Annotated in this window: 12 protein-coding genes and 6 pseudogenes; 8 read left to right on the forward strand and 10 right to left on the reverse strand. The window is 50.5% G+C overall.

Annotated elements, in window-relative coordinates; translation table 11 throughout:
* Nucleotides 1-227: AMP-binding protein (locus ACT3HL_RS17275; protein WP_445088000.1), on the reverse strand; the 227-nt coding region annotated here is incomplete at its 3' end.
* A gap of 243 nt (nt 228-470) precedes the next feature.
* Here ACT3HL_RS17275 and ACT3HL_RS17280 point away from each other — a divergent pair.
* Nucleotides 471-705 (forward strand): annotated as a pseudogene (locus tag ACT3HL_RS17280) (IS6 family transposase); the annotation flags it as partial.
* Between the two features lie 24 nt (nt 706-729).
* Here ACT3HL_RS17280 and ribB read toward each other — a convergent pair.
* A complete protein-coding gene (ribB, locus tag ACT3HL_RS17285; protein ID WP_445088001.1) occupies nt 730-1434 on the reverse strand; it encodes a 3,4-dihydroxy-2-butanone-4-phosphate synthase in 705 nt (234 codons plus the stop codon).
* A gap of 317 nt (nt 1435-1751) precedes the next feature.
* Between ribB and ACT3HL_RS17290 the strand changes: the two genes are divergently transcribed.
* Nucleotides 1752-1889: a hypothetical protein gene (locus ACT3HL_RS17290; protein ID WP_445088002.1), complete on the forward strand. Its 138-nt coding sequence runs from the start codon at nt 1752-1754 to the stop codon at nt 1887-1889.
* Here ACT3HL_RS17290 and ACT3HL_RS17295 read toward each other — a convergent pair.
* Nucleotides 1880-2497 (reverse strand): annotated as a pseudogene (locus ACT3HL_RS17295) (ATP-binding cassette domain-containing protein); the annotation flags it as partial. The gene ACT3HL_RS17290 and the pseudogene ACT3HL_RS17295 overlap by 10 nt on opposite strands.
* 38 nt (nt 2498-2535) lie before the next feature.
* On the reverse strand, nt 2536-3351 hold the full coding sequence (locus tag ACT3HL_RS17300) for an alpha/beta fold hydrolase (protein WP_445088003.1): 816 nt from the start codon (nt 3349-3351) through the stop codon (nt 2536-2538).
* A gap of 457 nt (nt 3352-3808) precedes the next feature.
* On the opposite strand from ACT3HL_RS17300, the gene ACT3HL_RS17305 reads away from it, so the two are divergent.
* Complete coding sequence (locus ACT3HL_RS17305) at nt 3809-4009, forward strand: hypothetical protein (protein ID WP_445088004.1); 201 nt, start codon at nt 3809-3811, stop codon at nt 4007-4009.
* Nucleotides 4010-4268: 259 nt separating this feature from the next.
* Here the strand turns inward: ACT3HL_RS17305 and ACT3HL_RS17310 are convergent, their stop codons facing one another.
* Nucleotides 4269-4904, reverse strand: coding sequence for an FAD-binding oxidoreductase (locus ACT3HL_RS17310; protein ID WP_445088005.1), 636 nt, complete (start codon nt 4902-4904; stop codon nt 4269-4271).
* Nucleotides 4905-5109: 205 nt separating this feature from the next.
* On the opposite strand from ACT3HL_RS17310, the pseudogene ACT3HL_RS17315 reads away from it, so the two are divergent.
* Nucleotides 5110-5914, forward strand: a pseudogene (locus ACT3HL_RS17315) (IS1595 family transposase).
* Nucleotides 5915-6002: 88 nt separating this feature from the next.
* Here the strand turns inward: ACT3HL_RS17315 and ACT3HL_RS17320 are convergent.
* Nucleotides 6003-6572 (reverse strand): annotated as a pseudogene (locus ACT3HL_RS17320) (IS6 family transposase).
* 62 nt (nt 6573-6634) lie between these two features.
* On the reverse strand, nt 6635-7309 hold the full coding sequence (locus tag ACT3HL_RS17325; protein WP_445088006.1) for a DUF120 domain-containing protein: 675 nt from the start codon (nt 7307-7309) through the stop codon (nt 6635-6637).
* 136 nt (nt 7310-7445) lie between these two features.
* Between ACT3HL_RS17325 and ACT3HL_RS17330 the strand changes: the two genes are divergently transcribed.
* Nucleotides 7446-8594 (forward strand): LLM class flavin-dependent oxidoreductase, encoded by a 1149-nt coding sequence (locus tag ACT3HL_RS17330; protein WP_445088007.1) that lies wholly within the window; start codon nt 7446-7448, stop codon nt 8592-8594.
* Between the two features lie 32 nt (nt 8595-8626).
* Here the strand turns inward: ACT3HL_RS17330 and ACT3HL_RS17335 are convergent.
* Both ACT3HL_RS17335 and ACT3HL_RS17340 read right to left on the reverse strand, forming a co-directional pair.
* Nucleotides 8627-9787 (reverse strand): annotated as a pseudogene (locus ACT3HL_RS17335) (IS701 family transposase).
* Nucleotides 9788-9843: 56 nt separating this feature from the next.
* Nucleotides 9844-10611: an IclR family transcriptional regulator domain-containing protein gene (locus ACT3HL_RS17340; protein WP_445088008.1), complete on the reverse strand. Its 768-nt coding sequence runs from the start codon at nt 10609-10611 to the stop codon at nt 9844-9846.
* Between the two features lie 599 nt (nt 10612-11210).
* Between ACT3HL_RS17340 and ACT3HL_RS17345 the strand changes: the two are divergent.
* Nucleotides 11211-11806: pseudogene (locus tag ACT3HL_RS17345) on the forward strand (IS6 family transposase).
* Nucleotides 11807-12332: 526 nt separating this feature from the next.
* Here the strand turns inward: ACT3HL_RS17345 and ACT3HL_RS17350 are convergent.
* The gene (locus ACT3HL_RS17350) at nt 12333-12905 is read right to left on the reverse strand and encodes a DUF7139 domain-containing protein (protein WP_445088009.1); all 573 of its coding nucleotides are present in this window, start codon (nt 12903-12905) and stop codon (nt 12333-12335) included.
* A 338-nt stretch (nt 12906-13243) separates the two neighbouring features.
* Between ACT3HL_RS17350 and ACT3HL_RS17355 the strand changes: the two genes are divergently transcribed.
* Together ACT3HL_RS17355 and ACT3HL_RS17360 are read left to right on the forward strand one after the other, a co-directional pair.
* Nucleotides 13244-14356 (forward strand): transposase, encoded by a 1113-nt coding sequence (locus ACT3HL_RS17355; RefSeq protein WP_445088010.1) that lies wholly within the window; start codon nt 13244-13246, stop codon nt 14354-14356.
* A 364-nt stretch (nt 14357-14720) separates the two neighbouring features.
* A complete protein-coding gene (locus ACT3HL_RS17360; protein WP_445088011.1) occupies nt 14721-15281 on the forward strand; it encodes a metal-dependent hydrolase in 561 nt (186 codons plus the stop codon).
* The last annotated feature ends 293 nt before the right edge of the window (nt 15282-15574 follow it).

The raw sequence follows: 15574 nt of genomic DNA on the forward strand, positions 1-15574 counted from the left end.
GCGAGCCCCCGTTCGTTCCCCGCCCACATCGATTCGATAGCCGCCACGTGATTGATCGCGAGGACGGCACAGCGTTCGGTCCCGACCCGTTCTGTGAGGGCGTTCGCCAGCCGCGTGCTCCGCTCGTCCAGCTCCGCGTAGGTGAACGAGCGCCCGTCGTCGGTTACGAGCGCCGTCTTGTCGGGATAACAGCGGACCGTGCGATCGAGTGCATCTCCGAGATTCATAATACGTGTTAGGATTTACCAGTCCAACAGTGGCATTAATTGTTTTGATCCAACCCGGGACCTGAGGCCGCCGAATTCACCGAAAATAGTTGTCAAATAATACATAGTTATGGTGCCCCGCAACGGAGCGGCGGTAATGACCCTCACGCCGGTCGTGTTTAGTAACGGATGAAGAAAGGGGCGATATGATTTTCTGCGGGGTCTATGGCAAAATTCAACTGACTCAGCGGATGCACGGACTGGATTGGGTTGGATGTGGTGGAGCGACAGCGGACACCCAAGCGTGCGATAAAGCCCGGTATGCAACTGTAGTTGGTGGGTCTTTCGCTGTCGAATACCGTCCTGATTCCCGAAGAGATGGGTGTCGAGCGATCTCGAAAAAGCAATCCACGATTGGGTGCAAAAGGGTGCTTTACAGCCCGCAGCGGGTCGAAGCCCGAATCACGTTGCGCTTGACGAAACCGTGATATCAGTCAATCAAATCGAAATTCAACACATCAACTTAAACCATTCTTAATTTATTAACGATAGTTGAGGCATCTACGAATACGAGATTATGTTCTGTTGCATAGGATTCGGCATTTGTACGTGACAGTGCCCCCCCTGTCTGGTCATCCAGCATTTCACAGACGACTACTGCTGGAGACACCCCGGCATATTCGGCCAGAGCAATTCCTAATTCTGTATGCCCTTGTCTCTCCTCTAAGAGTCCAGACGCCGCCTTGAGGAGGTGTATATGTCCCGGCATATCAAATTCAGTTCCGAAATCGATATCTGAAGGAGAGGCAGCTGCATCACCGAGTTTGGATATCGTCAGAGCACGGTCGTTATCCACAATCCCAGTAAACGTGTCTCGATGGTTTACCGTCCAAGAGAACGAAGAACGATCGTCATACGCTAATTGCTTCGTTTCTCCGGCCTTGTGTTCGATCACCTCGTGAAGGAACGGCAGATTAAACGCTTCTGCTACCTCGTTTGATACAGCAACGCAAATTAACCCTCCAGCATCATTGCGCATTTGAGCAACATCATCTGGCGTAACTGCTTTCGCCGGAAACACTATATCGACTTCGTTTTCTCTATCATTCGCGTCATGAATAAGGATTGGTTCACCTCTCTTGAAAGATTTGGCTGCATTATCAACCCCTGACCTAAGCTTTCGTTCCGGACGGTTTGTAGCCTTAACAAAGTTGCTTTCACTCCACATTATGAGGCTCTCCGTTGCAGTTTAACTCCTAACTGCTCACTGTGATGTTGTACCTTTTAGTATTTAGAGGTTTCCCAAAATGGAACACATTGTTCAGATTAGCTGATTGAAGGGGGCTGCAAATGCTTGTAATTATGTTTCTACCTGCGTAAGAAGCCGAGTCTTGGGCGCTACAGTTCGGCTTTCTCGCGGGCCCTCATACCGCCGAAGAAGATCCGCTCCTCGGTCAGGTGGACGAAGCCGTGGCACACGATATCGGACGGTGGAGAGAGTCAACGCGTCCTCATCCCAGACCCGGACGATGCCGCGCTCAACCGGTGCAACCCCGACATCACCCGCAGCAGCGTCGACTGCTCCGCACCGTTGGGTCCGACGATCGAGACGACACCGTCGTCTTCGGTGACCTGCATATTCCCGTAGACGACGTCGACGCCGTCGAGTTCGATTACGACTGACCCTCCCCGAGGTAAGCCTCGGCGATCTTCCGGCCGTTCTTCAGAACGATGATGCGGTCTGCGGTTCCCATAATCGCGTTTATGATGTGTTCGGTCCAAAAGACCGAGATGCCGCGCTCGTCGCGGAGCCGACGGATTGTCTCCGAGAGTTCGTTTATCTCTCCGGGCGTGAGGCCGCTCGCGATCTTGTCGAACAGGACGAGGTCTAGATCCGACGCCACGGTGTGGGCGAGTTCGAGTTGTTTTTGCTGTGCGATCGGGAGGTTTCCAGTCTTCATCTCCGCTTTTCCATTAAGACCGACGAACGCGAGCGCCTCGCAGGCGTTCTTCTGCTTCCTCTTGTCAGATCGTCTCGTCGCTCCCAAACAGTGCGCCAGCAAGTATGTTCTCGAAGACGGTCGTCTCACCAAAGACGCGGACGATCTGGAAGATGCGAAGCAGTCCCGAGCGAGCGGCTCGTGGGTACCGAGCGCGACGATGTCCTCGTCGTTGAACGTAATATTGGTGTCCTTCTCGGGGTCGAGGACGCTTGTGACGGTGTTGAACAGCGTGGTCTTCCCAGTACCGTTTGGTCCGATGAGTGCGACGATCTCGCCACTTCTGATCTCGAGGTCTACCCCGGCGACGTTGAGTGGGTGTCGACTGGTTAATTAAAGAAGTCTACTATTGTCTCGTTCACTCGATCGTGATGTTCAATATGGGCTGAATGTTTGCATTTGTCAAAGAAGGTCGTCGTTGCACCTATTTCTTCTGCCACCTCTTCAAGTTCTTCCTTAGGGTGGAGGTTGTCTTCCTGACCACCAATTATGTGCGTGGGGATGTCTACGTTCTCGTAATTGTGTTGACGGCGGAATTCACGGTTTTGGTCGAAAGGAGCCTCGAACCGAATCGCACTCAACGAATGCCAGTGGCCGGGTAGGCGACTCTTCTCAACTTTTGTCTGCACATATTCCTCGCTGAGTTGATTCGGGTTATAGAACAATTCGTTTAAGATTGCCTCCATCCCTTCCCTTGTCCCGTCGAACTCGCGGATGATATCAACAAAGCCCTCAGGCGTCGTACCCCCACCACTAATGAGTACCATCTTATTGATCGGCCAGTCAAGCGAGTCCTCACATGCGATGCTCGCGAGATATCCTGCCCCCATTGAATTCCCAACAAAGTTAGCTTCATCTACGTTCATCACATCCAAAAATGAACTAATATGCTCTACCCGGCGGTCAAACATATCCTCAAAGTCAAATACCTTGTCTGATTCACCATATCCTAGCAGATCTGGGGCAATAATATGGTAGTTCTCGGCCAGTGATGGGATGGTGCGTTGCCAACTCATCTCTGCGCAGGCACCGTACTCCCCGGAGTGTATTAGTACGATAGTCTTGTCATTTTCTTCCCCTGCTTCCAAGTAGTGCGTCCTGAACCCACCCACGTTGATTGTGTGGCTAGTATACTCTAGAGGCATACGTTATTAAATCACACAAATAGTATTTAAACATTTCCATAAATGGTATATCATATAGTAACCATTATTCCTAGAATAGGGGCTCCTTCATTATCTCAGGTCAACCGTATTTCAATATGAATCCCTAGCAAGAAACATCTTCCCATCAAGCCAATCAGCACGCCTCGGGGCGAACAATGCAGAGGCCGCAGAATTTTCTACTCGTTGGCAAATTTCTCCAAGGGGATCAGAGAGAAAGAACAATGAAGACACCCTCACCACGCGATGTGTCCTCTGGCGAGTTGAGATTGAAAGACTCGAAGATTCCGGGGGACAATCTGCTTGCAGTTTGAGGTTGGTACCCTCTTTATCATAGCTCACGCTATGCTCTGTCTCAGTATCGTGCCCCAATCGCAGAGTGGGCTCGTGAAGTTTCCTTGCGACCTCGAGATCGGGAACTAAGCAATAAACCTTGGAGATGGGCACGTACACGAAGCGAGACGACCTCAAAGCGACGATGCAAGAGATCTTCGAGTTGTTCCAGATCCTCGTGGAATGCACGGATCAGCTGGAGTCGATGGGTGGCTGCCAACAGGAGATGCGCGCGATCGGCAAAGGGCTGATGGCTCGGTTGAGGATCCTCGCGTTGGACGAACCCTTCGAGGGGCTCGCGCCGTAGATCACCGAACGCATCTTCAAGAAGATCGAAGAGATCAGCGCGACTATTACTGTCCTCTTGGTCGAGCAGCACCTCAACTGTGTACTCGCGGTGACCGAGCGGTTATATCTCCTAGAGAACGGTTGCGTTGTCCACGAGGACACCGGGTAGGGGCTCTTAGAGAGTGATCACGTCAAGGACGCGTATCTGTAGACCTCAAAAATGAAACGCTAGATCTACTAAAGATTCGAGCTCTGTCTACGATCGTCGATAGCACGAATTATCCGAAACTTTCGATGTGGAGATCGTCTGTATTAACGTCGGAGGATTCTACAATATCTGATGCACGCGAGCAGAATTCGTCGAATCCGAAGATATAAACCGTTCCATCGGTAGCATACTCAGAAATGGCATCGTGGAGCTTCTCTTTATCATTTTGTACAATTTGTATAGCTTGCCCGCAGTCAGAAAGGGCAGAAAGACGATCTTGATATGCAGGTGAGTCATCTTGGTAAATCAAAGCTGCGTTGGAATTAAAATTAGTAGCTCGTTCGGCTATCGCGATAGCAGGTCCGATACCAGGACCACCAGCGATAGTAACAACGTCCCCATCATCGTCATACGCAATATTACCATACGGACCTTCGATCCCTATTTCGTCGCCTACACTACGTTGTGCTAACCAAGGCGACAAAGTACTCTCCGGGTCAACACCAACAGTCACCTCAAAGGTGGTATCAACAGTAGGTGAGGATATTGTATAGTAACCAGTCTCCTCACTGCCGTTAATTTCTGCACGTAGGAGGAGGAATTGCCCGGGTAATGCTTCTAGTCTCTCATCTATTTTGAACTCGAGTGCGACAGTACCTTCTCCAATATCGGTAACACTGACTACGCGTCCGGAATACTCAGGCATCATTATGACTATTTTAATAGAACCTTATATATTTTCCTACAAATCTCTCGTTAGACAGAGACCTTACTCGGAAGGAGGGTAGGCAGGGAGTCAGGCATTCTTCAGATCGCTTTTGGGTAGTGAATTGTTGGTTAGTCTTCAGCAGTCGATGAAGTAACAGCGGGCAAGGGTGACGCGGCCGCGTCACCGATGAACGATGTTCTAAATCAAGACGTTCGTATCGGAGTGTCGAGCCGCGAGCCTGTTGCTGCAGGATCGCTGGCGTGACGGCGTCTATTGCCCACCCTGCCGTACCGAAACACAGATTCGCCACGGCAGCGATCGCGTGTTTCAGCGGTCTCTGTGTAAGGATTGCGACCACACGTTCAACGATCAGACTGGCACCGTCTTCGAACACTCAACGGTGGCACTCAGAAAGTAATTGCTCGCGGTCGACACCTATATCCGCTTCAACACCTATCTTTGACAATTACACGTGATGATCCACATTTCTTACAAAACGATTTACCGGCGCGTCCAGCGCTTTCTGCGAGTACTGGACGCGCCTCGGCCATAGTTGAAAGGCTAGGTCGAAATCGATGAATTTCACGTGAAAGCTGGGCTCAAAGGCCGCAAGCGCGACGGTCTGTCGCGCTCGTGTCGCCTGTCCACGTGCGGACAAGGTATGTATCAGGGGACAAGCCATCGGTGTTCATTCTCGCAGATCGTGGTGTGGCGACCGCCAAATCCGCCAGCGAAAGTGACCACTGAATCGTCGGTTCGACTCCTACTTGCTGACCGCAAAAAGGAGTTGATACCGTCTATACTGATGTCGTTCAGGCGTACGAACCATTCGGCGAGGACGACGCATTCGACCACGAATATTTCGTCTATAGCGACGGTGGCTCTCGCCTCATCGGGGTGTCTCCAATAACAAACACAACATATCTCAAAGCGTTCCAACTCTGTCGTGAAGTTTTCCGAAAACTAGGAAAAAGCGCTGAAAAATCATCCTTGAAACAGCACTTTAACTCACCAACAATCTATGCCACAAAAGTGGTTCAGATTAGCTGATTGAAGCAGATGGTATGGTTGGTACCACATTTCTGTAGTACTTGGTCAAGCGTGTTTGGAGCGATTAGCGAAGGCTTTAGTTCGAAGTTCAAATTCTTTTGAAGACGCGATCGACGACATTCCGGTTCCGGTGAAGACGTGTTGGAACCAAAATGATAACGATGACAGGCCGCCTACATTTAGGGTGCATCCTCGATCAGAAATATCGAATCGTCAACGAGATGCCCCCCATTGAGTTCTACGAGGAACACCTCGGTCAACGCAAGGGTTCTGGTCGTGTGGCGTCGCACGTGTAGCAGGTGATTTGAGTCAGGGGTCAACCGTAGAAAATAGCCAATAGTGCTGATTATTCACTCAAACCACCGTTCAGCCAACCGTGACGTAATCCGGGTTATCCGGTGGGCTGTAAGGTCAGCCTTCTGCATCAGTTGTGAACAGCGGAGCGACATCGATAGACACCCCTTCTTGGGGGGACAGAGACGGTATCCGTCAGCGATAACCCCGCCAAATGCAGCTGGATACCCAGCTTTATCGCCGACACGGGTGCGCCTCTCGCTCCACAAAACCTAATTCTGGTAAATCGCTACATCTGGTGAAGCGGTTGGATTTTGGTATAGGAACCAACACTCTACAACTGCCTTCTCTTTTGACCTCATCCGAACAGTTCCACAATCGAATTATGGCTCGATTGAGATCATCACCCAATCTCCATCGTTCGTTCCTAAATGTTCACGGAGTGAAACAGGTGCCAGTAGCTCAAGTTCACGAACGGAATGCTCTGTTCTGTCAGGGACAACCACGTGGACTTCGTGGTAATAAGTGCCCGAGGATGTATACACAATCGCGGAATAGCAAGACACGGGACCAAATGAATTACCTGACCGTTCCCACCGCTCAATGGAGATATTGGAGAATTCAGAAAGAGCGGATCGCTTCTTTGCACTGGATTCTGTGAGGCGTATGTTGAATGTGCCTGGAAAGGGCTCGTATTCTAGTTTATCAATGAATTGATCTTGATATCCATCCAGCGTAACAAATTCACTTCCTTTCCCAAGGCCACTAGTCACCCGACCAGTAAGTTCAAGTACATCGCCAATATTGAGTGCGGATTGGTATTCGAGGTATTCCTGATAGAGTTTGCTTCTCCCGTCGTCAGCTAGGGAGATCTCAGTTCCATCAATACAAATCAAATCCTCTTGTTCCGCTTCCTCAAGTAAGGATTGAGTAGTTTTGATGCTGGTCTGCAAATGACCTCGTAAGTCATCTGCGGCTACTGACTCTTCTGTTCCCCATTCACCTTCAGTAGCAATACGTTTCAGTAATCGTGAGTAGCTAATGCTCGACTGCTCCATACTGGATAGGAAGAGTAGATTGATTATATATATTCCCATTGGTGAACAACATAATATGTGATTTAATAATTACTGAAATTAATAGACATCTCTCAGATGCAAAATTATTTATATCTGTTGCTGCAATCAGGTTTGTATGGAAGTAGCATCCTTCCACTTGATGCCGTGGCCAGAAGCAGGCAACAACGTCGCTTGGCCGTATTCAGAAGCCGAGTTCGAACCCGAACTTGGAAGCGAAGTGTATGAGAACTACTTAGAGCAGTTAGCATACTGTGAGGATCTCGGCTTTGATTCGATCGGGTTAAACGAACACCATTATACTGCCTATGGGTTGATGCCCAACCCGAGTGTTACAGCAGCTAATCTCATTGAGAGAACTGATGACATAGAAATCGCGATTATGGGGAATATCCTCCCAATTCGGGGAAATCCCATCCGTATTGCCGAAGAGATGGCAATGCTTGATAACCTAAGCGAAGGACGTATGCTGAGCGGGTTTGTACGGGGGATTCCTACAGAGTATGCTGCCTTCGGCATCAATCCCTCCGAGTCCCGAGACCGATTTGCTGAGGCGTGGGATCTCGTCACGAAAGCTTGGACTGCAGACGAACCGTTCGATTGGGAAGGTGAATACTGGCAATACGACGACGTGTACATTTGGCCACGCCCGTATCAGGATCCCCATCCCCCCCTGTGGATGCCAGCCGAGAGCCAGAAATCGATTGAATTTGCCGCAGAGAGGCAGATCCCAACTGGAAATATCTATGTCGACACACAAACAATCGCGGAAGGGTTCGATCACTACAGACGGGTCGCCAGTGAGAAGTATAATTGGGAACCCACTGAAGACTACTTCTGGCTCCCACGGATGACCTATGTTGCTGAAACGATGGAACAGGCCCGTGAGGAAGCCGAAGAACATCTCAAATACTTCTATGATACACTCTTTGGTGGACTATACAGAGCGGGGGTTCAATCTGAACTAATGGAAGAAGATCGTGGAGGATACCGCGAGGAAGAGTCGTTCGATTATGCCGATCATGCACCAGAAAAAGGGGCAAAAGCGATGAATTTTGACTTTGACAAACTACAAGAATCAGGCGAAATTATCGTTGGGACTCCGGAATATGTCACGGGAGAGATCGAAAGACAGTACGAGGAGGTAGGCGGGTTCAGCCGTTTCGTCGGACTCCTCCAGTTTGGGTCACTACCTCACGATCTAGCGATCAAAAACCACGAGCTATTTGCGGATGAGGTGATGCCCGAAATTAGAAAGCTAAACTAAATACAGCCCGCTTAGCGACTTGACTTCGCACGTTAGACGAACATCCCATCGATTTGTTGCATTAGCTCGTCAATGCTGCGGTCGGGGCTGGTGAGTGCCTAGGAAGAGAAGATTCTGAACGCTTTCGCGGAAGGATCGCTTGACGTCGTTTCGGAGTGAACTCGCGTGTCCGAGAATCGTTCCAAGGGCGCTGTGTGCAGCACCGAACTTGAGGAGACTGTAGGCCAGCATCAGCAGGTGCCAGTGCCGACTGGCACCTGCGGTATGCCGTAACTCGCAGTCTCCAAAACAAGGTCCTGCTTGGTGTCCCTGAAGAACGTCTCCACTCGTCATCTCATCGCATACATCTCAATGAGATGGCTCGCTGGCGCGTCGATCTTGTTCGACACGATGTACTTCACGCTCGGTTTCTCGTCTTTGTCGCTTGGTTCTTTCTCAGTGATCAGGAGCTTTACCTCTCCAAGCCGACCGACTTCACGTTTCTGTGTCCAGATGTGGTAGATGTCACCGTTGACAGTTCGTGGGACTGTGTCGATGCGCTGGCCGAGTGCATCGACACGGATTCGGTCACCACCATAGGTGACGCGTGTATCGCTTTTGACCGCTGAAACCCACTCTTTCCCGTACCCTTCGAGATGAGTGACGAACTCCTCGGTACTGTAGAACATATCAAAGAGATAGGTGTCCTAGCGGACACCTATCTCAATGAGTTCGTCAACGAGTTCAATCCGGCGTTTGTCGTGTTTCTTGTAGAGGCGAAAGCCGAGTGGGTAGGTGGTTTTCTCGTCAGCGTAGAGAGCGTAGACGATGTTCTGTCCCCAGATGTAGCTGTGGATACCGTGGTCGTAGTATTTCCCTGCGTGAGGGATTTTCTTGCCCGGTTTGTGCATGAAGGTGTCGTCGATGATGACGACACCTTCACTGGTCCATCTCGTATCATCGGCTTGTTGGAGCAGTTCGAGGCGTTCTCTGTTGAGCTGATCTTCGTCCCAGTCGTACTCCGTGAGGAACTTGTTCAACGCACGTTCGCTCTTGGCCGGGAGAACGATATTCGAGATGGCTTGAACGGTCTTGTTGCTGGCCGCAACAAGACCTGTCACGTAGGTTTTGGCGTGGTGTTTCTGCCGCGTTGAGAACCACTCGAACTGATCGATTGGCTCAGTACACGACAGGAACGACGTGATTGGCAGCATCAACGGTTCACGTACGTTCTACGCGCTCCAACAGCATAACGTGCGAAGTCAAGTAGCTACTCGGTGGCATATCTAATTTCGATCTCATTCACTTCACCAAGTAATAATTCAGGGAGATTTTCGCGGAAGTACTCTCCCCGAAGTCGATTGGATGGGCCACCGATACTAAGCCCAGCAAGAACGTTACCGTTGTGCATTATTGGCACTCCGATAGCGCGAAGTCCTCCGAATAGCTCTCCTTCAGCAAACGCCACTCCTTGATCTCTGATCTCCTCAAGTTCAGATTCTAACTCACTTTCAGTAGTGATTGAATTGGGCCCTTTTTTGTGCAACCCTACATCGTCGATGATTTCTCTAATATGTTCTTCCGGATACTGAGAAAGTATAGCCTTCCCGGCAGCAATCCAATGTAGCGGAACGGTGGAGCCAATTTTTCCTCCAACTGATACACCGTGTTCACCGATTGCGCTATCTAAGAATACACCATACCCTCGTTCCTCACAAACTAGCCATACTGCCTCCTTTGTTTCTTCGGCAATATATTGCAGATGGGGCTTCGCATACTCGACAATATCCCACTGGTCACGAGCAAGAATACCGTATTCGAGGAATTGAAGGCTCAGATAATATTGACTATCTCTCTTCACAGCCCAAGATTCTTTTTCAAGTGTCTTCAGATGTGCGTGGGCTGTACTCGGAGAAACATCCAGATCTCGAGCTATTTGAGTGACAGTGATTCCATCAGATTCACGGATCCTTTCGATGACTGCGAATAAGGTATGTGCCGATTTTATCGTCCGACTTTCATTCGAACTTTGATCCATAGTGTTCCGTCTTTCTCATCAACAATGAACGTTTCGTGTTTATTCAGTGTGTGGAATGAGAAGATGGGATAACGAGAGAACGAAGGAGATCTATAATGCTGCAAAAGAAGTTCTTTCAGTCCATATTGACGGATTAGATTCCAACGTAGTACATTCTTCGAAGGAGACCAAGAGACTAGGTTGGAGGCTTCAGTTATTAATACAGGAGGATTGTTATTATTCCATTGGCTGTTTTAATTTCGCTACCATCGAAAATATTCAGGAATGAGAAACAGAAAATTAGTAAACTATGGTAATAGTTGCAACTAATCACACGCTGACTGGCTGCTGGATGAGTGAAAACTTGCCACTGCTAGAATAAGATCTTCAGTTATTGATAGCCGTGGAGTCAGAATATTGATATGAGACTATTCTCTGTGACCGAAACCAAATCAAAATAACAGTAGTACACTTATTATTTTAATCGGAAAGCAATAGAGTAGTTCGAAGACTCAGCCGTGAGCGTTAGAGTCTATAACTACTTATAATATCGGTCATTGGGGGCGGGGCGGTGTTCAGATAAGGATTGAAGGATGAGGCGTAGCGTTTTCTGAGTGTCTATGCCCGAAAACGCACGCCTCGGCGGTAGTCTCGACCAGATTGAGGTAGAGTTTGTTGAACGAGAGCGACACCACGACTGCTGATGAAGCTCAGTATTCAGCTGCACCTCGCTGGATTATCGCTTTCAAATACTGTTTCATTTCTTGAGGTATTTGGTGTCCAACGTGCTCGCTCGACGGTTCACAACTGGGTTCCCAAAGCTGATCTACAGCCTGAATCTGGTCGCTCACCGGATCACGTTGCGGTTGACGAAACCGTGATCCAGATCGATGACGAACAGTACTGGCTGTACGCTGCTGTCGATCCTGACTTGAACGAATTACTCCATACAACGCTTGAACTGACGAGAACGAACGCTCTTGCAGAAATCTTCTTCCGTGATCTTCGCGAGAAACACAACGTCGATGATGCGGTGTTTCTCGTCGATGGTACGACTCCACTGCAAGAAGCCTGCCGTCGACACGGCCTCGATTTCAGATATGAACGCCACGGAAATCGCAACAGCGTCGAACGTATCTTTCGTGAGATAATAAGACGAACTGATTCGTTCTCAAACTGTTTTCGCCACGTCGATCCAGAAACAGCTGACGACTAGCTCAGCTCTTTCACCTTCGTATGGAATCAGCTTATCTGAACACTACCTGTCACTGCAATTTTATTGGATCTCCAGAGAGAATTAGAGGCCAGCGTGTCTGAAGCTGAAGATTAGGAATCTCAGGTCGATCAAAAGAACAAGTTCCGAATACGACTGGTTATACTGTCAGAGTCATCCACACCCGTTTCGACAGTTTCTGCCTCCTGTTTCTCTCGAAACTCAGTGAGTGCAGCCACTTGATCCTCTGTACTCGTTCCTCGTTGGGTGTTCGTTTCGCCGCCCTGGAGGCGTCGTAACCCGTCAACTGCATCATCGACCGCATCACCTTTCGACCGTGTTGTCGTTGCTTCGACGTCGCGTGGGTCTGCACGCTCAATTTCAGTTGCGGGCCCCGTCGACGTATTGAGTTTCAGACGTTTCGTATTCGGTTGTTTCTCAACCCCACCCCACGACAGTTCAGTATCGTTGAGCGCTGTAGAGATGTCGGCTTCAACCTGCTCGTCAGTAACGTCGGAGTCGGTATCTGTTACGGTACCCGTTCCTTTGTCTTCCCCCCTGCCGCCGCTGTTTGTGGTGCTGCACGTTCAATATATTGTGCAACGAGGGCTGTTCCTGTTGAGATAGATAACAAGGTCAAGCCAAACGCATAGACGGAGATCATACGAACACTCCCGTCAATCGTGGCTTCCGTTGACCAGTGAGACGGATATGCATTGATCAGAATCCCTGCTGCGAAAACGCAGAATCCTGCTCCAACGATACCTGTAAAGAGCGTTTGCCGACCAACTGGGAGTAACACTACGATGCTCAGGATCGCTGCTGGCAGTCCAAGCGTACCAGCAACGAACGCCATTGTTCGTGACTGCCAGAATAGATCTGAGCCGGTGGGTTGGGAACTACTGTGGACGAACAGTGCGAGCCCGACAATGCCGAGTGTGACACCAGCAAAAAACAATCCGAATCCAAGATAGATATCACGCTCTTGGTTTGGTTCACCGATGTATGCCCGGTAAATGCTGAGCATTCGGTCGCGAACACCGGACGGATCAGGCGTGTCTTCGGCGTTTGTATCCGGATTGGAGGGTGATGCATTGGCCATTTGCTTGTCTCCACGAACTACTACGTGTTAAAAGATACCGCGCATCCCTCTTCGAGCACGGTTAGTTTCTCTTTACGAGACTGAGAGCGGGACTTCTGTCCCATCCTTGTGGAGTCTGGAGAATTCCACGTACACCAGTCACCGACCGTTCGCCAGCCTCTAGGTACTGTTCAATAGCGGCAAGATGTTGCTTGCGGTATCGGTAGGATATGATCGTCGTGAGACGTTCACCCTAGAGCTCAAACGGTTTATGGAAATTCCGAGGCTAAAACCTCGCCCTTCACAGTAGTTGCCGAACCTAACTGAGATTCTTCACGCTGGGCCGCGTTGGTCGAAAGATGGTCCAAACAGCAGAGGTGAAACAAGTCTGTCGTGCTGCTTCGACGTTGCTATTCCCGGAGCTGGAGTTTGGCGTCAAATCGTGCGGTGAGTACACGAGAGAGGATTTCGAGGAAATCCTCTCTCGTATCGCCTTCGATCACGAGTTCGCAAACACGGGTGGCAAAACGCTCCAACTTGACCGTGACGAGCAAGTGGACCTCACAGCCACAGCTCGGAACCCTCTCGCTAAATCGCTGTTGTACCACCTGCGAAATCTTTCGACGGACGCTATCGACGATCAGTTCGATGGCGTCCGGAATCGATTATTCGAAGTCCTCCGATCACAGCGGCGACTTCCCGATTTCGTCGATGTTGCCATCGATCTCCACGAGTGGCGCTTCTACGGATCAGCCGACACTGACCACGTGATCACGACGTATCCTGATTTAGGAACGAACAGAGCGTTTTGCTTCGCAACGCTGTGTATTGTTGCACCTCGCACTCGATTCACGCTTGATGTCCTGCCGATGGACGCGAACGGTTTTCGCGCCAAGCGCGAAGCCGTTCGCTCCTTACTCGAAACTGCGCGTGAGTTCGTCTCAATTCGACACGTCTACCTCGATCGTGGATTCTACCAAGTCCACGTCGTTGCGGAGTTAGAGCAGGTGGGTGTTGACTACATCGTGCGTGCGCGACCGAGTAGCGGAATGAAAGGCCGTCTCAGCGCCGGCGCTGAGACGGTCACCGACGAGTACACGATGGAACGAAAACGAAAACCAACTGCGTCGGTAGACGTCACAGTCTTCGCAGTTCCGCACCGCACAATCGAAGACGAACACGTCTGGTTCGTAACAAGCTTAGATGTAGATCCGGCGACAGCGAAGGCGTACGCGGCGGCGTTCCGCCGCCGCTGGGGCATCGAAACCTCGTATCGGCAGATCGGTGACTTTCTCCCGAGAACGTCGTCGCCGACGTTCTCGGTGCGATTGTTCTACTTTCTGTTCGCGGTTTCGCTGTACAATCTCTGGGTGCTAGCCAACGTGTTGGCTTCAGCTGACACAGTTCCAAAAACACCGCCGATCTCAACACGAATCTTCCGCAGATTCGTTCTCTCGACAGACTACGGCTGAATACGCATTCGAGTCCGACCGGGATGACCGGTGAGTGCGCCCTGTTGTGGAGAGGCATCGCTCCCTCGCTCTCTCAGAGAATCTGCTATAGCGCAATTCGACACGACGGCGAGATCTCCGATCTCAACGGCTTGCTCAGCGCGGAGCAGAATCTGAGTCGGCAACTACTGTAAAGCACGGGTCTTACTCAAGGGAACCAGTGGTGAGATGGAACCTGCGAACTCCCCAGATGATGTGGGCCTCACCTTCGTGAGGGAAGCCCACGACTTTAGTCATGGAAGAAGTCACTAACCTGTCGTGTGTTCAGTTGCCCCTCACAGCACAAACGAAGCCCATTTATGATGCCATAGTAACAAATTCATAGATGCTTCCTTGGGGACACGCTGCACTGGGATATCTCCTGTTTTCGCTGTATTCTCGTCAGCGATATGATCGGCCACCAGTTGGCTTGACAGTCTACGCGCTTGGATTCGGAACACAATTCCCCGATCTGGTCGATAAACCGCTCACGTGGACGATCCCGCTTCTGCCGTATGGCCGGAGTCTCACGCATTCGCTGTTTACCCTTGGATTTGTGTATGCGCTTCTCTGGCTGGTCTTCCGGTATCCCGATCAGCGTTCGCTGACCAATGCGTTTGGCTTTGGCTATGTGACGCACCTGTTAGGTGATGGAATTGGACCACTTCTCGAAGGCGATTTCACAGCGCTTGGCTATGTTCTCTGGCCACTCACGAACGTTCCCACCGGCGAGTCCAGAAGCTTCATCGAATTTTTCCTCGCGCTGGGACTCACACCGATGGTTATGTTTGGGATCGGGCTTACTGCCCTCTCGGTCCTAGTGTGGATTGCCGATGGGATGCCCGGCGTCCGGGACTTGTTCGATGAGTCGCTGAAGATGGCTGGGACAGAGTCTGAAAAAACCTGACGGTCTATGCTAGTTGCTCAAGCGGCGAGAGACGGAGACGCGCAACTCGGTGGTGAGTGCGCCTATGATCCCGATTGCGAGTGCTACGGCAGTCCGTGGCTGAATACTGGCGACCTCTTCGAGGCCGACGGCTGAGTACTCCCACACAGCGGAGAACAGCGATAGTCGAACACGAAGTCACCTAGGTTCACAGAAACGTCAAGGCGGATGCCCCGGGGCTTGACCTCGGGGAGGAAGCCGACAACTCGGTACACAAAACACGCTACGAAGACAGGACGACTCCCAACTATTAA

Source organism: Halobellus sp. GM3 (genome assembly GCF_052545375.1).

Bases quoted from the DNA above. Each gene is read 5' to 3' on its own strand.
- ribB (WP_445088001.1), bottom strand. From the start codon at position 1,434: ATGTGGAGTGAAAGCAACTTTGTTAAGGCTACAAACCGTCCGGAACGA.
- ACT3HL_RS17300 (WP_445088003.1), bottom strand. From the start codon at position 3,351: ATGCCTCTAGAGTATACTAGCCACACAATCAACGTGGGTGGGTTCAGG.
- ACT3HL_RS17305 (WP_445088004.1), top strand. From the start codon at position 3,809: ATGGGCACGTACACGAAGCGAGACGACCTCAAAGCGACGATGCAAGAG.
- ACT3HL_RS17310 (WP_445088005.1), bottom strand. From the start codon at position 4,904: ATGCCTGAGTATTCCGGACGCGTAGTCAGTGTTACCGATATTGGAGAA.
- ACT3HL_RS17325 (WP_445088006.1), bottom strand. From the start codon at position 7,309: ATGGAGCAGTCGAGCATTAGCTACTCACGATTACTGAAACGTATTGCT.
- ACT3HL_RS17330 (WP_445088007.1), top strand. From the start codon at position 7,446: ATGGAAGTAGCATCCTTCCACTTGATGCCGTGGCCAGAAGCAGGCAAC.
- ACT3HL_RS17340 (WP_445088008.1), bottom strand. From the start codon at position 10,611: ATGGATCAAAGTTCGAATGAAAGTCGGACGATAAAATCGGCACATACC.
- ACT3HL_RS17350 (WP_445088009.1), bottom strand. From the start codon at position 12,905: ATGGCCAATGCATCACCCTCCAATCCGGATACAAACGCCGAAGACACG.
- ACT3HL_RS17355 (WP_445088010.1), top strand. From the start codon at position 13,244: ATGGTCCAAACAGCAGAGGTGAAACAAGTCTGTCGTGCTGCTTCGACG.
- ACT3HL_RS17360 (WP_445088011.1), top strand. From the start codon at position 14,721: ATGCTTCCTTGGGGACACGCTGCACTGGGATATCTCCTGTTTTCGCTG.